Here is a 12,368-nt window from a genome sequence, read left to right as displayed (position 1 = left end):
CTCGCGGGGGTGGCGCCGTTCACGAAGGGGCGGCGGCTGGGGCCTGATCCCCCCCCCGCCCGGCCCCAAAAACCAAAGTCCTGGCCGCACGGCCGTTGTGCACCAGTGGCTCAGCGCTGGGTGAACCAGCGGTGGGCGGCCGGGGTGTACATGGCGGGGATCGCGATGACGACCGCCAGGATGTGGACGGTTCGGCAGCCCGCCAGCACGATCGAGCTGGGCGACATACCGTCGAACAGCGTCGTGTAGTCGTCGGTGGACAACACGACCGCCAGCGGCTCGATGATCAGCGAGACCAGGCCGACCACGCCGATGCCGACGGTCAGCAGCGCGCGGGCCACCCGGCTGCCGTTCAGCATGTACAGCGCGACCCCGGCCACGGCCAGGTAGATGGCGAGCCGGGGTAGCAAACCCGTTGCGGTGGCCCCGAATTCGTCGCCACCACGGACGGCGCGCAACAGTCCCTCGGCAACGCCGGCGGCGAGCGCGGTGATGAGCCCGCCGAACGCGACATGCACGGCGCGCGGACGACTGGTGGAAACAAGAAAGGCAGTGCCGGTCATGACACCGACACTGCCGTTCTCCACTGCTCGCGAGGATCACCCTGCGGTAGGAACCTTGTCCACTACCGCAGTGCTACGCCGCGAAGCGAATTCCGTGAGCGCGGCGAACGCCAGCCCCAAACTCACCCACAGCGTGGTGGTTTCGGCCAGCGAGGCCACCCGGAAATTCCACAGCAGGGTGGCGGGGAAGTCGTCGGCCACCTCGTTCACGCCGGGCAGCAGCACGTAGCCGACCGTGGTGACCACGACGAACGCGCCGACCCCGGCGATGAGCCGCAACGTGTCCGACGCGGCGAGCGCGCGGTAGGCCGCGACGGCTGCCGCGACGGCCAGCAGGCCGAGGACGACGGCCGCGACCCACAGCCAGGTGCGTTCGTTGATGGTTTCCGGATCGCCGACCGCGGGCGGATTGGCCGGATACTTGAAGAACGGCACCGCGACGATCGCCGCCCACGCGAGAACCGCTGAGGTCAGTGACAACTGGGGCCCGGACAATGTGGTGAACCTGCGCGCCACATTCACCGCCGACGCGAACAACGCGCCGAACGCCATCCCGGCCAAGCCGAGCGCGAGGAACTGGCCCGCCTTCTGGCCCGACCGGCTGACCAGCGGCTCTTCCTCGTCGCCGTGGGAATGGCCCTGCGGTTCCGCGGCTTCGTGGCCGTGTTCGGCCGGAGCGGCCGCGGCTTCTTCGATGGCGATCGCGGCGTCCACCTGGGGCTCGCCGACGAAGTAGCCCACTGTCGCGGCCAGCAGGCCGGCGATCAGGCCGGCCAGCAGGCCGCGCAACAGCAGGGTCTTGAGTGATCCGATCAGTGGCACGGAACACCCAGCAGGTGACGTCCGTCGTGCATCAGCTCGTGCAGGAACATCCCGCTACGCGAGACGGCCCCCTGGTCGAAACCGACCAGGTACAGGGCGAGCAGTGCAAGCAGGACGACGCCGACCGTGACGAGCACGGTTGCCAGGGTGTCGAGGCCGGTAGACCGGCTGGGTGAATGCGCGATAGCCATTCGAGTCCTCCTCTAGGGATACGCGTCCCACGGTTGAAGTGTGGCGCGAAGGTGCCGGTGTCTGGCTCTCCGGCACCGGGGACCCGGTACTTGGATACAGTGGCGCGACCGCTCCGGATTCACACCGGATTACCGCGCACCCTCGCGGATGTTCCCTCGAACTGTGACAGCCGCGAGCCACCCACGTCAATACGCGCAACCGCATGTCCAGCGGAAACGCCGCTGTCAGGCCTTCGCGGGCACTTCGAGAACGACCTCGAACTCGAGCAGCGAGGCACCCGTCGACACCGGCTTGGGACGCTCGCCGTCGCCACCGTTTCCGGCGTGCGCCGCGCGGGCCGGACCGTCACGCCACGCGGCGAACGATTCCTCCGAATCCCATTGCGTCACCACGAAATACCGGTTGTCGCCGGCGACCGGGCGCAGCAACTGGAAGCCGAGGAAACCGGGGGAGTTCTCCACCGCGCCCGCGCGCGCGGCGAACCGCTTCTCCAACTCGGGGCCCGCGCCCTCGGGAACTTCGATCGCATTGATCTTCACAACAGCCATGGAGCCGACAATACGACCGCTCGGGAAACATCCCGCTCTGGGGCACAATCGGCAGGGTGTTGAACGACGAAGGTGGGTCCGGCGTCCCGATCCTGCTGTTGCACGGGTTGATGGGCAGTGCGCGGACCTGGGCCGACCAGGTGCCGTGGTTGCGCGGATACGGGCACATCTACGCCGTCGATGCGGCCGGGCACGGTCGGCCGACCCCCGCCGAGCTCACGACGGAGGCGTTCGTGGCCGACCTGGCCGAGCGCACCGCCGCGATCACCGAACCGATGGTGATCGTCGGGCATTCGATGGGCGCGATCCACGGTTGGGTCTTCGCGGCGACCTATCCCGAGCGGGTGCGCGCGATCGTCGTCGAGGACATCGCCCCCGATTTCACCGGCCGCACCGCCGCCCACTGGGCCGAGCTGATCCACTCCTGGCCGCAACCGTTCGCCGACGAGCAGGCGGTGCTCGACTACTTCGGCCCGGTCGCGGGCACCTACTTCCTGCGCGCGTTCACCGCGGCGCCGGACGGCTACCGACTGCACGGCGAGGTGGACACCTTCCGCGCGATCTCCGAAGAGTGGGGCACGCGCGACTTCTGGACCGAGTGGAAGTCGCTGCGGGTGCCCGCGCTGCTCATCGAAGGCGAGCACACCATCACGCCGCCGGGCCAGATGCTGACGATGGCCGAGGTGGTTTCCGATGCGGAGTACGTGCGCATCGAAGGGGCCGGGCATCTGGTGCACGACGAACAACCCGAGGCCTACCGCGAACACGTCGGCCGGTTCCTGCGACGCGTCACGAGGTGAGCCGGTCGGCGTCCTGCTACCCGGCGGTGCTTCCTTCGCCCGCGAGCGCGAACAGCCCGTCATCGGTCTGCTCGATCAGCCCGTCGACCAGCAACGAATCCAGCGCCCGCGCGCGCTGACCCGGATCCCGGGTCCATGCCAGGTCGAGGCGGATCCGCTCGACCGGGCCTGACGCGTCGCGCAGCACATCGAGCAGCCGCCCACGGGCCTGACGATCGGTGCCCTCGTACTTCTGCACCTTGCGTGCCACTTCGGCGGCGGGTTTGCCCGCCGCGACCCAGGCACAGGTCGGCAGCGGGCAGCCTGCGCAGTCTGGATTGCGGGCAGTGCAGACCAAAGCGCCCAGTTCCATCAGGGCCGCCGAGAAGGTCGCGGCTCGCGGCACCGGGATCGGCAGCAGGGCTTCGGTCTCGGCGAGATCGCGCGCGGACGGGTTGCCCGGCTCCCGGCCGTGCACCGCACGCGCGACAACGCGCCGAACATTGGTGTCCACCACGGGAACTCGCTGGCCGTAGGCGAAACAGGCCACCGCGCGGGCGGTATAGGCGCCGATTCCCGGCAGGCTCAGCAGCACGTCGACATCGGCGGGGACCACATCACCGTGCTCGGCCGACAACACCCGCGCGCACTCGTGCAACCGCAACGCCCGCCGCGGATACCCCAACTTGCCCCACGCCCGCAGCACCTCCGCTTGCGACGACGCCGCCATCGCCGACGGCACCGGCCAGCGCGCCACCCATTCGCGCCAGATCGGCTCCACCCGCACCACGGGCGTCTGCTGCAGCATGATCTCGCTCATCAGGATGTGCCATGCGGTCGCCTCCGGCTCGCGCCACGGCAGTGCCCGCGCCGTGTCGCCGAACCAGCTGAGCAGGGATTCCGCGTCGATACTCACCGTTCTCGTTTTCTCTCGGCCAGGCGCTCTTTGCCGACGCGTAACGTGGCGGACTCGCTGGTAACCGAGGGCATGTGCACAATGGTCGGTATGCCTGGTTCGAATCCGATAAGTGCCTGGAAGTCGTTGCGTGAAGGCAATGAGCGCTTCGTCAATGACACTCTGCAGCATCCTAGCCAGGGTGCCGCCGACCGAGCCAAACTCGTCAAAGGCCAAAACCCCCACGCGATCCTGTTCGGCTGCGGTGATTCCCGCGTCGCCGCCGAACTGATCTTCGACCAGGGGCTCGGCGACATGTTCGTGGTGCGCACAGCGGGCCACGTCGTGGACAGTTCGGTGCTCGGCTCGATCGAATACGGCGTCGAGGTGCTCAATGTGCCCCTGATCGTCGTGCTCGGTCACGACAGCTGCGGTGCCGTGAAGGCCACCATCGACGCGCTCGACGGCGGCGAGGTGCCCGGTGGGTTCATTCGCAGCGTGGTCGAGCGGGTGACGCCGTCGATCCTGCTCGGACGCCGCGAAGGACTCAACACGGTCGACGACCTAGAGGCGCGCCACGTGGAGGAGACCAGCAAGCTGCTCATGCAGCGTTCGATGATCATCGCCCAGCGTGTTGCCGCTGGTCAGCTGGCTATCGCGAGCGTCACCTACCAGCTCGAAGACGGTCGCGCGCAGCTGCGGCGCACCGTCGGCAATATCGGCGAGATGGCCTGAACCGCCGACACGCCGAGGTCATCGAGCGCGCCCCTGCGCGCTGCGCTTACCGTTGAGGCGTGCTGGAACCGAATGGACCGCTGTCACCGGAGATCTACTGGCGCCGCCGTGCACTCGCGATCGGCGTCATCATCGTCGCGCTCGCGATCGTGATCTGGCTCGTCACCATGGTCGCGCGCGGCGGGGATTCGGGTGGGGCCGATAACGCGGCCGCGAGTACCACCACGTCGGCGGAGTCGAGCGCGTCCGAGACGAGCTCGACTCCGACTAGCGCGTCGAGTACACCCAGCAGCGGGTCTGCCCCGCCGACCACGACAGCGAGTGCCGCCGCCCAGCCGGCGGCACAGCCGTGCCCGGATCAGTCGCTGGCGCTGAAGGTGACAGTCGGCCAGCCGACCTACCGAGTCGGCGACCAGCCCGCGTTCGGCACCGTGATCACCAACATCTCGTCGGCGGCCTGCTCGCGCGACCTCGGGGCGGGTCCACAGTTCCTCGTCTACACCCTCGACGGGCAGCGCAGGCTCTGGGCGAGCAACGACTGCAACCAGGACGACCCGGCGGAACTGAAGACGCTCAAGGCCGGTGAACAACTCTCGTACAAGGGCACCTGGTTCGGCACCACCTCGCAGCCGCAGTGCGCGGGCGACCGCCTGCAGGTGCCGGCGGGCGCGTACATGGTCGTCGCCCAGCTCGGTGCCGTTCGCAGCGCCGCGGAGCCCTTCAACCTCGCCTCTTGATGCCGCGTTCCCGCACGTCGGTGGCATTGTGCGGGTGCGCCATAGGTCACATGTTCAAGATGGGTTGATTTGCAGTGTTCGCAGGATCGGCCACGCCGTCAATGGACATTGCCGGGGTAATAGATGATCGGCGCCGAATCGGGCGGTTGCCGGAGTTATTCCACGGCCACCATCTCGCGGGGTGCGCGGGATTTGCGGAGTTCTGCCAATCGAAGGGCCGAGCGCAGATCCCCGACCTCGTGGATACGCATCGTCCCGGTCTTGGTTTTCTCCGAACCGGGGGGAACGAGAGCGGTGGTGAACCCCAAACGCTCGGCTTCGGCCAGGCGCCTGCCGAGCCCGGTGACCTTGCGGACCTCACCCGCCAAACCGACCTCGCCGAGAATCACCCAGCCCGCGGGCAGCGCGATATCGGCCTCGGCGGACGCGATGGCCAACGCGATGGCCAGATCGGCCGTCGGCTCCAGCAAGCGCATGCCGCCGACGGTCGCCGCGTACACATCGTGCTTGCCGAGGAAGACCCGTCCTCGGCTCTGTAGCACCGCGAGCACCATGGCGACGCGGTTGTAGTCCAGCCCGCTCACGGCCCGGCGCGGCTGCGGAATCTCGGTCTTGACGGTCAGCCCCTGCACCTCGGCCACCAGCGGCCGTTTGCCGTCCATCGCGACGGTCACCGCGGTTCCTGGGACGGTGTCGGTGCGGTGGTGCAGGAACAGCCCGGACGGATCGTCGACGCAGGCGATGCCGTCGTCGTGCAGTTCGAAGCAGCCCACCTCGTCGGCGCTACCGAAGCGGTTCTTGATGCCGCGAACCATCCGCAGCGACGAGTTCTTGTCACCCTCGAACTGCAGCACCACGTCCACCAGGTGCTCGAGCGTGCGCGGGCCCGCCACATTCCCGTCCTTGGTGACGTGGCCGACCAGCAGCACCGCGATCCCGGTCGCCTTGGCCAGCGAGGTCAGCGCAGCGGTGACCGCGCGCACCTGGGTGACACCGCCGATCACACCGTCCACCTCCGGCGCCAGCATGGTCTGCACCGAGTCCACCACCAGCAGCGACGGCCGCACCTGCTCCACATGCCCGAGCACGATCGACAGATCCGATTCGGCCGCAAGGTACACCCGGTCGTGCACCGCGCCGGTCCGATCGGCCCGCAACCGCACCTGTCCGGCCGATTCCTCGGCGGTGACGTACAGCGCGGTCTCCTCGCGCGCCGCCGCCCACCGGAACGCGACCTCGAGCAGCAGCGTCGACTTGCCGACACCCGGCTCACCCGACAGCAGGACCACCGACCCAGGCACCACACCGCCCCCGAGTACCCGATCGAGCTCGCTCACCCCCGTCGACCGCGCCTGCGTGACCTTGGCGTCGATCTGCGACAGCGGTGCCGCCGCTGTACTGGGCAGCATCGCCCGGCGCCCAGGGGCCGCCGTGGACGCCGAAACGGCCACCTCGTTCACTGTTCCCCAGGCGCCACAATCGGGGCACTTACCCACCCATTTGGACACCTCGTGCGTGCACGCGGAGCACCGGAAGACTGCTTTGGTCTTGGCCACAGGCGCACCCTACGGAGCAGGACCGACACAAAGAGAACCGACACAAAGAGAAGAGCCGCCGCGAAGTTCGCGACGGCTCTTGCGCACTGCTGGTCTCAGTGACCGCCGCCCGCACCCTCGGGCGCGGGGCCGGACTTCTCGTTCTCGATGCGCGCGACCGCGGCGGCGTCGACCGGGACGGCCACCTGCACGGTGCCCGCGTCCTTGAAGTTGAAGGTGACGTTGTAGGTCAGGCCGGGCACGATGTCCTTGGACAGGCCGGTGATCTCGATCGTGGCCGGGTTCTTCACCGGATCGATCGACGGGGTGTCCTGGCCGGCTGCGGCAGTTGTCGGCGCGGCAGTTGTCGGCGCGGCCGTGGTGGTCGGCGCCGCCGTGGTGGTGCCGTGGTGATCGTCGGCCGCGGCGGGCTTGGTCTCGCCCGTGCCGACGACCACGGTCTGCTGGGGCTTCAGCACGAACTTGGCGTCGCCGCCCGGCCCGGTGATCTTGACCTGGCCCAGGTCGGTGCTGACGCTGGTCAGCTCGTCGGTGACGGTCTCGCTGGTGTTGATGATCGACAGCGCGATCACCGCCTTGCCGCCCTTGTCGTGCTCGGCGGTGGCCTCGGGGTACACGATGTGCACGTTGCGCAGGGCGATGTCGCCGACATTGGCGTGGTTGCCGTTGATGGCGGCGGCCTGCGACGAGGTCTGGGTGATCTGGCCGGCACTGCAGCCGGTCAGGGCGATACCCGCGGCAGCGGCGAGCGCGGCAACCGTCGCCATGCGACGTCGCGCCGACAGGGCGGTCACAGCTTTCAGGGCAGTCACGGTTTGTCCTCCATGTCGACCGGGCTCACTCCGTCCACAAGGGGATCGGAGGTTAGTAACTAGGCAGCGTAGTAGTTCACTTCGCGCGGGTGACGTTCGGGCTCGCGACGCGCGGGTGCGGAAGTAACAGTTCGGTGTCTCGAGCGCGTTTGCCGGATCGATGCCGGGTTCCCGACGCGCGATAACCGGTCGCTATGCTGGTGGTTAACCCGTTCTGGCGCAACACAATGCACACCGATTCTGTATTGTCAACCCCTGCGATGGCCTCGTTGTGGCCCTGACCTGCACAGTTGATCGCGCCGTTATCGAGTCGCATGTTAAACTGTGAACATCGAAAGGGGCACGGGACACATGATTTTTAAGGTCGGAGACACCGTCGTTTACCCCCACCACGGAGCGGCGCTGATCGAAGCAATCGAGACCCGCACCATCAAGGGTGTGCAGAAAGAGTATCTGGTCCTGAAGGTTGCGCAAGGCGACCTGACCGTTCGGGTTCCCGCAGAGAACGCTGAATACGTCGGCGTCCGTGACGTCGTCGGCCAGGAAGGTCTCGACCGCGTCTTCCAGGTGCTGCGCGCGCCACACACGGAGGAGCCGACCAACTGGTCCCGCCGTTACAAGGCCAACCTCGAGAAACTCGCCTCCGGCGATGTGAACAAGGTGGCCGAAGTGGTTCGTGACCTGTGGCGTCGTGAGCAGGACCGCGGCCTGTCCGCCGGTGAGAAGCGGATGCTTGCCAAGGCTCGTCAGATCCTCGTCGGTGAGCTCGCGCTCGCCGAGGGCACCGACGACGGCAAGGCTGAATCGCTGCTCGACGAGGTCCTCGCCGCGGCTTCCTAGAAATTTGAACAAGTGCGACCTGTCGTAGCACTGGTCCCTGCCGCCGGTCGTGGCGTGCGCCTGGGTGAACCCACCCCGAAGGCGTTCGTTCCGGTCGGCGGCACACCTATGGTCCGGTTGGCCGTCGACGGTCTGATCGCGTCCGGTGCGGTGCACCGGGTTGTCGTGGTCGTGCCCGCCGAACTGGTCGAGGCCGCATCCGCGCTGCTGTCCACCACCACCTCGCTGACCGGCGGTTCGATGCCCCCTGTGCCGGTGCAGGTGGTCGTGGGCGGCGCCGAGCGCACCGATTCGGTGCGTGCCGGCATCACTGCCGCACCCGACGCCGCGTTCTACCTCGTGCACGATGCCGCACGCGCGCTCACGCCACCCGAGCTGATCGCGCGAGTGGCCGCCGAGCTCCAGACAGGTAGCCAGGCCGTGGTCCCCGCGTTGCCCGTGGTCGACACCGTGAAATCGGTGGACGACGCGGGCGTCGTCACCGGCACCCCCGATCGCGCCCACCTGCGCGCCATCCAAACCCCCCAGGGCTTCGCCGCCGACCTGCTGCGCCGCGCCTACGCCACCGACGTGGGCGCCACCGACGACGCGGGCCTGGTCGAACGCCTCGGTGTCGCCGTGCAGACAGTCCCGGGTGACCCACTGGCATTCAAGATCACCACCCCCCTCGACCTGCACCTGGCCGAGGCGCTCCTCGGCAACGGGTCCCCGGCCGCCGGGCGGCCCTCCGTCGAGCAGGCGGTTGCCCGATGAGAGTCGGCATCGGCAGCGATGTGCACCCCATCGAGCCGGGACGCCCCTGCTGGATGGCCGGTCTGCTGTTCGCCGACGCCGACGGTTGCGCGGGCCACTCCGACGGTGACGTCGCCGCCCACGCCCTCTGCGATGCCCTGCTCTCCGCCGCTGGTCTCGGCGACGTCGGCGCTGTCTTCGGCGTCGGCCGTCCCGAATGGGCCGGCGTCACCGGCGCCGCCATGCTCACCGAGGTCCGCAGGCTGCTGGCCGAGGAGGGCTTCGAAGTCGTGAACGCCGCGGTGCAGGTCATCGGTAATCGCCCGAAGATCGGCCCCCGCCGCGCCGAGGCGCAAAAAGTCCTCGGCGAACTCCTCGACGCCCCTGTTTCGGTGTCCGGAACCACGACGGACGGTCTCGGTCTGACCGGCCGCGGCGAGGGAATCGCCGCCATCGCCACCTGTCTGATCGCAGCATGTTCGTAGCCCCGACGGGCCCCTGAATCTTTCCTACCGCGCAGTGCCTTCTCGCCGATTCGATCAGCCGTTCCATAAACCACGGCGCCACGAACCGGCCGGTCAACCCCACCACAATCCCACCGACTAGGATCGAATGCCGTGACCTTGCGCCTTTTTGACACCGACACGCGGACCATGCGGGAATTCACCCCGCTGGTCCCCGGCCGTGCCTCGGTGTATCTGTGTGGGGCCACCGTGCAGGGTCAGCCCCATATCGGTCATGTGCGCAGTGGCGTCGCCTTCGACGTGCTGCGTCGCTGGTTGCTCGCGCACGACTACGACGTGCGGTTCATCCGCAATGTCACCGATATCGACGACAAGATCCTGAACAAGGCCGCCGAAGCGGGCAGGCCGTGGTGGGAATGGGCCGCGACCCACGAGCGCGCTTTCGACTCCGCCTACGAAACCCTCGGCGTGCTGCCGCCATCGGCCGAACCGCGCGCCACCGGTCACATCACCCAGATGGTCGACCTGATGCAGCGCCTGATCGAGCGCGGCCACGCCTACGCCGCCGACGGCGATGTGTATTTCGACGTGATGAGCTGGCCGAATTACGGCGAGCTGTCGGGCCACCGCCTCGACGACGTGCACCAGGGCGAAACCCCGACCCGCTGCAAACGTGATCCCCGTGACTTCACGCTGTGGAAGGCCGCCAAGCCCGGCGAGCCGAGCTGGCCATCGCCCTGGGGCCCCGGTCGCCCCGGCTGGCATCTGGAATGCTCCGCGATGGCCGAGTTCTATCTCGGCGCGGAATTCGATATCCACTGCGGTGGAATGGATTTGATTTTCCCGCACCACGAGAACGAGATCGCCCAGTCCAAAGCGGCAGGCGACGGTTTCGCGCGTTACTGGCTGCACAACGGCTGGGTGACGATGGGCGGGGAGAAAATGTCGAAGTCACTCGGCAATGTGCTCTCGGTGCCGAATGTTCTCACCCGGGTGCGCCCGGTAGAATTGCGTTTCTACTTGGGCAGCGCGCATTACCGCTCGATGCTCGAATACTCCGACAAGGCACTCGACGACGCGGTCGCCTCGTATCAGCGCATCGAAGCCTTCGTGCAGCGAGTGCTGGACCGAGCGGGCGAAGTGCCGGTCGGAAAATGGACCGACGGATTCGCCGCCGCGATCGACGACGATCTGGCAGTGCCCAAGGCGCTCGCCGAAATCCACCACGTGGTGCACGAGGGCAATCGCGCGCTGGAAGCGGGTGCGGTGGAGACCGCGGTCGAACTGGCCGGTCAAGTGCGGGCGATGCTGGGAATTCTCGGCGTCGACCCGCTCGACGAACACTGGTACACCCCCGCCGACAATTCGGCGGCGATCGATGCGCTCGACGTGCTCGTCCGCACGGAGCTGGATCGCCGGGCGAACGCGCGGGCCGACAAGAACTGGGCAGAAGCCGATGCCGCACGGGATCGGCTCATCGCCGCGGGTATCGAGGTAACCGATACCCCGCAGGGGCCGGAATGGTCGCTGGGCGCATCGAGCGGAAAGGCGAACTGATGGCAGGCAATTCACAGCGACGCGGAGCGGTACGTAAGGGCGGCACCAAGAAGGGGCAGGTCGCCGGTTCCGGTGGAAAGCACCGCCGCGGGCTGGAGGGCAGGGGCGCGACCCCGCCTGCCGTCGCGCGCACCAAGCACCCCGCCGCCAAGCGGGCCCGAGCGGCCGAGAAGGCCAAAGCCAATGCCGCACAGGGCCGTCCGACCGGTAAGTCCGGTGTGCCGCGCGTCGGCCGCAAGTCCGACGAGGGTCCCGAGTTGGTGCTCGGCCGCAACCCCGTGCTCGAGTGTCTACGCGCCGACGTGCCCGCGACCGCCCTGTACGTGGCGGTCGGCACCGAGAACGACGACCGGCTCTCGGAGAGCGTGCAGCGCGCCGCCGATATGGGCATCTCCATCCTCGAGGTGCCGCGCACCGATCTGGATCGGCTCAGTGCCAATGGTTTGCACCAGGGCGTCGCCCTGCAGGTGCCGCCGTACCGCTACGCCCACCCCGACGACCTGATGGACCGGGTGAAGTCCACCGCCGAGCCCGCGCTGCTGGTCGCGCTGGACAACATCACCGACCCGCGCAACCTCGGCGCCGTCATCCGCTCGGTGTCCGCGTTCGGCGGGCAGGGCGTGGTGATCCCGCAGCGTCGCAGCGCGAGTGTCACCGCAGTGGCATGGCGTACCAGCGCCGGTGCCGCCGCCCGGCTGCCTGTCGCGCGGGCCACCAATCTGACTCGCACGCTGAAGGATTGGGCCGCCAACGGCATCCAGATCGTCGGCCTCGACGCCGACGGTGACACCACCCTCGACGACTTCGACGGCAGTGTCCCGACGGTCGTCGTCGTGGGTTCGGAGGGCAAGGGCCTGTCGCGTCTGGTGCGCGAGAACTGTGACTCGATCCTGAGCATCCCGATGGCGGGTCCGGTCGAGTCGCTGAATGCCTCGGTCGCTGCGGGTGTGGTTTTGGCTGATATTGCCAGACAGCGCCGTTTGGGTTGATGCGTCGATTCTGGGTTTGAGTAGTCCCAGATGGTTTGACGCTGTGTTTATTGGAGCGCTGGCGCGCTCGAGCGCGGCCCCTGGGGGGCCGCGAGTTAGCCACCGTTGCTGGCGGCTGCGCCGCGGACGCAACGGCGGCTAACTCGC

General features: G+C 68.1%; 15 protein-coding genes and 1 riboswitch. Of the genes, 8 read left to right on the top strand and 7 right to left on the bottom strand.

Translation table 11 applies throughout. The features are described 5' to 3' along the window. Positions 1–110 precede the first annotated feature (110 nt). The 4 genes from ACFWPK_RS21610 to ACFWPK_RS21595 all read right to left on the bottom strand — a co-directional run bounded on the left by ACFWPK_RS21610 (position 111) and on the right by ACFWPK_RS21595 (position 2,125). The gene (locus ACFWPK_RS21610) at positions 111–563 is read right to left on the bottom strand and encodes a hypothetical protein (RefSeq protein ID WP_378918431.1); all 453 of its coding nucleotides are present in this window, start codon (positions 561–563) and stop codon (positions 111–113) included. A 36-nt stretch (positions 564–599) separates the two neighbouring features. Continuing rightward, complete coding sequence (locus ACFWPK_RS21605; RefSeq protein WP_378918429.1) at positions 600–1,385, bottom strand: CbtA family protein; 786 nt, start codon at positions 1,383–1,385, stop codon at positions 600–602. Then, positions 1,376–1,576 (bottom strand): CbtB-domain containing protein, encoded by a 201-nt coding sequence (locus tag ACFWPK_RS21600; protein ID WP_019044677.1) that lies wholly within the window; start codon positions 1,574–1,576, stop codon positions 1,376–1,378. Before ACFWPK_RS21600 ends, ACFWPK_RS21605 begins: the two co-directional genes overlap by 10 nt. A 34-nt stretch (positions 1,577–1,610) precedes the next feature. Continuing rightward, a riboswitch (cobalamin riboswitch) is annotated at positions 1,611–1,763 on the bottom strand. A 38-nt stretch (positions 1,764–1,801) separates the two neighbouring features. Continuing rightward, positions 1,802–2,125: an antibiotic biosynthesis monooxygenase family protein gene (locus ACFWPK_RS21595; RefSeq protein ID WP_378918427.1), complete on the bottom strand. Its 324-nt coding sequence runs from the start codon at positions 2,123–2,125 to the stop codon at positions 1,802–1,804. Between the two features lie 56 nt (positions 2,126–2,181). Here ACFWPK_RS21595 and ACFWPK_RS21590 point away from each other — a divergent pair, with 56 nt between their 5' ends. After that, positions 2,182–2,925, top strand: coding sequence for an alpha/beta fold hydrolase (locus tag ACFWPK_RS21590; RefSeq protein WP_378918425.1), 744 nt, complete (start codon positions 2,182–2,184; stop codon positions 2,923–2,925). Positions 2,926–2,941: 16 nt separating this feature from the next. On the opposite strand, the gene ACFWPK_RS21585 is transcribed toward ACFWPK_RS21590, so the two are convergent. Next, positions 2,942–3,820, bottom strand: a complete 879-nt coding sequence (locus ACFWPK_RS21585; protein ID WP_378918423.1) for an A/G-specific adenine glycosylase — start codon at positions 3,818–3,820, stop codon at positions 2,942–2,944. A 90-nt stretch (positions 3,821–3,910) separates the two neighbouring features. Between ACFWPK_RS21585 and ACFWPK_RS21580 the strand changes: the two genes are divergently transcribed. Together ACFWPK_RS21580 and ACFWPK_RS21575 are read left to right on the top strand one after the other, a co-directional pair. Then, positions 3,911–4,534, top strand: a complete 624-nt coding sequence (locus ACFWPK_RS21580) for a carbonic anhydrase (RefSeq protein ID WP_378918421.1) — start codon at positions 3,911–3,913, stop codon at positions 4,532–4,534. A 59-nt stretch (positions 4,535–4,593) separates the two neighbouring features. After that, on the top strand, positions 4,594–5,271 hold the full coding sequence (locus ACFWPK_RS21575; protein ID WP_378918419.1) for a hypothetical protein: 678 nt from the start codon (positions 4,594–4,596) through the stop codon (positions 5,269–5,271). Positions 5,272–5,426: 155 nt separating this feature from the next. Here ACFWPK_RS21575 and radA read toward each other — a convergent pair whose 3' ends face one another. Continuing rightward, positions 5,427–6,827, bottom strand: coding sequence for a DNA repair protein RadA (gene radA / locus ACFWPK_RS21570; protein ID WP_378918417.1), 1,401 nt, complete (start codon positions 6,825–6,827; stop codon positions 5,427–5,429). A gap of 95 nt (positions 6,828–6,922) precedes the next feature. Then, positions 6,923–7,639 (bottom strand): hypothetical protein, encoded by a 717-nt coding sequence (locus ACFWPK_RS21565; RefSeq protein ID WP_378918416.1) that lies wholly within the window; start codon positions 7,637–7,639, stop codon positions 6,923–6,925. Positions 7,640–7,990: 351 nt separating this feature from the next. On the opposite strand from ACFWPK_RS21565, the gene carD reads away from it, so the two are divergent. From carD to rlmB, 5 genes are all read left to right on the top strand, one after another. Beyond that, positions 7,991–8,479: an RNA polymerase-binding transcription factor CarD gene (carD, locus tag ACFWPK_RS21560; protein WP_019044685.1), complete on the top strand. Its 489-nt coding sequence runs from the start codon at positions 7,991–7,993 to the stop codon at positions 8,477–8,479. Between the two features lie 12 nt (positions 8,480–8,491). Then, positions 8,492–9,232, top strand: coding sequence for a 2-C-methyl-D-erythritol 4-phosphate cytidylyltransferase (gene ispD / locus ACFWPK_RS21555; protein WP_378918414.1), 741 nt, complete (start codon positions 8,492–8,494; stop codon positions 9,230–9,232). Further along, positions 9,229–9,696, top strand: a complete 468-nt coding sequence (ispF, locus tag ACFWPK_RS21550; RefSeq protein ID WP_378708847.1) for a 2-C-methyl-D-erythritol 2,4-cyclodiphosphate synthase — start codon at positions 9,229–9,231, stop codon at positions 9,694–9,696. The genes ispD and ispF overlap by 4 nt, the downstream gene beginning before the upstream one ends. A gap of 132 nt (positions 9,697–9,828) precedes the next feature. Then, positions 9,829–11,232: a cysteine--tRNA ligase gene (gene cysS, locus ACFWPK_RS21545; RefSeq protein ID WP_378918412.1), complete on the top strand. Its 1,404-nt coding sequence runs from the start codon at positions 9,829–9,831 to the stop codon at positions 11,230–11,232. After that, entirely contained in the window at positions 11,232–12,221 is a 990-nt protein-coding gene (gene rlmB / locus ACFWPK_RS21540) for a 23S rRNA (guanosine(2251)-2'-O)-methyltransferase RlmB (protein ID WP_378918410.1), read from the top strand. Before cysS ends, rlmB begins: the two co-directional genes overlap by 1 nt. The last annotated feature ends 147 nt before the right edge of the window (positions 12,222–12,368 follow it).

The sequence above is a fragment of the Nocardia sp. NPDC058519 genome, assembly GCF_042719755.1.
Lineage (GTDB): Bacteria > Actinomycetota > Actinomycetes > Mycobacteriales > Mycobacteriaceae > Nocardia.
Note: the sequence above shows the minus strand (reverse complement) of the source record. Positions and strands in the feature narration are given on the sequence as shown.

What these genes read in the sequence shown, in the direction of transcription:
- ACFWPK_RS21595 (WP_378918427.1), bottom strand. Translation starts at nt 2,125, where the DNA reads ATGGCTGTTGTGAAGATCAATGCGATCGAAGTTCCCGAGGGCGCGGGC.
- ispF (WP_378708847.1), top strand. Translation starts at nt 9,229, where the DNA reads ATGAGAGTCGGCATCGGCAGCGATGTGCACCCCATCGAGCCGGGACGC.
- carD (WP_019044685.1), top strand. Translation starts at nt 7,991, where the DNA reads ATGATTTTTAAGGTCGGAGACACCGTCGTTTACCCCCACCACGGAGCG.
- ACFWPK_RS21610 (WP_378918431.1), bottom strand. Translation starts at nt 563, where the DNA reads ATGACCGGCACTGCCTTTCTTGTTTCCACCAGTCGTCCGCGCGCCGTG.
- ACFWPK_RS21580 (WP_378918421.1), top strand. Translation starts at nt 3,911, where the DNA reads ATGCCTGGTTCGAATCCGATAAGTGCCTGGAAGTCGTTGCGTGAAGGC.
- ACFWPK_RS21600 (WP_019044677.1), bottom strand. Translation starts at nt 1,576, where the DNA reads ATGGCTATCGCGCATTCACCCAGCCGGTCTACCGGCCTCGACACCCTG.
- rlmB (WP_378918410.1), top strand. Translation starts at nt 11,232, where the DNA reads ATGGCAGGCAATTCACAGCGACGCGGAGCGGTACGTAAGGGCGGCACC.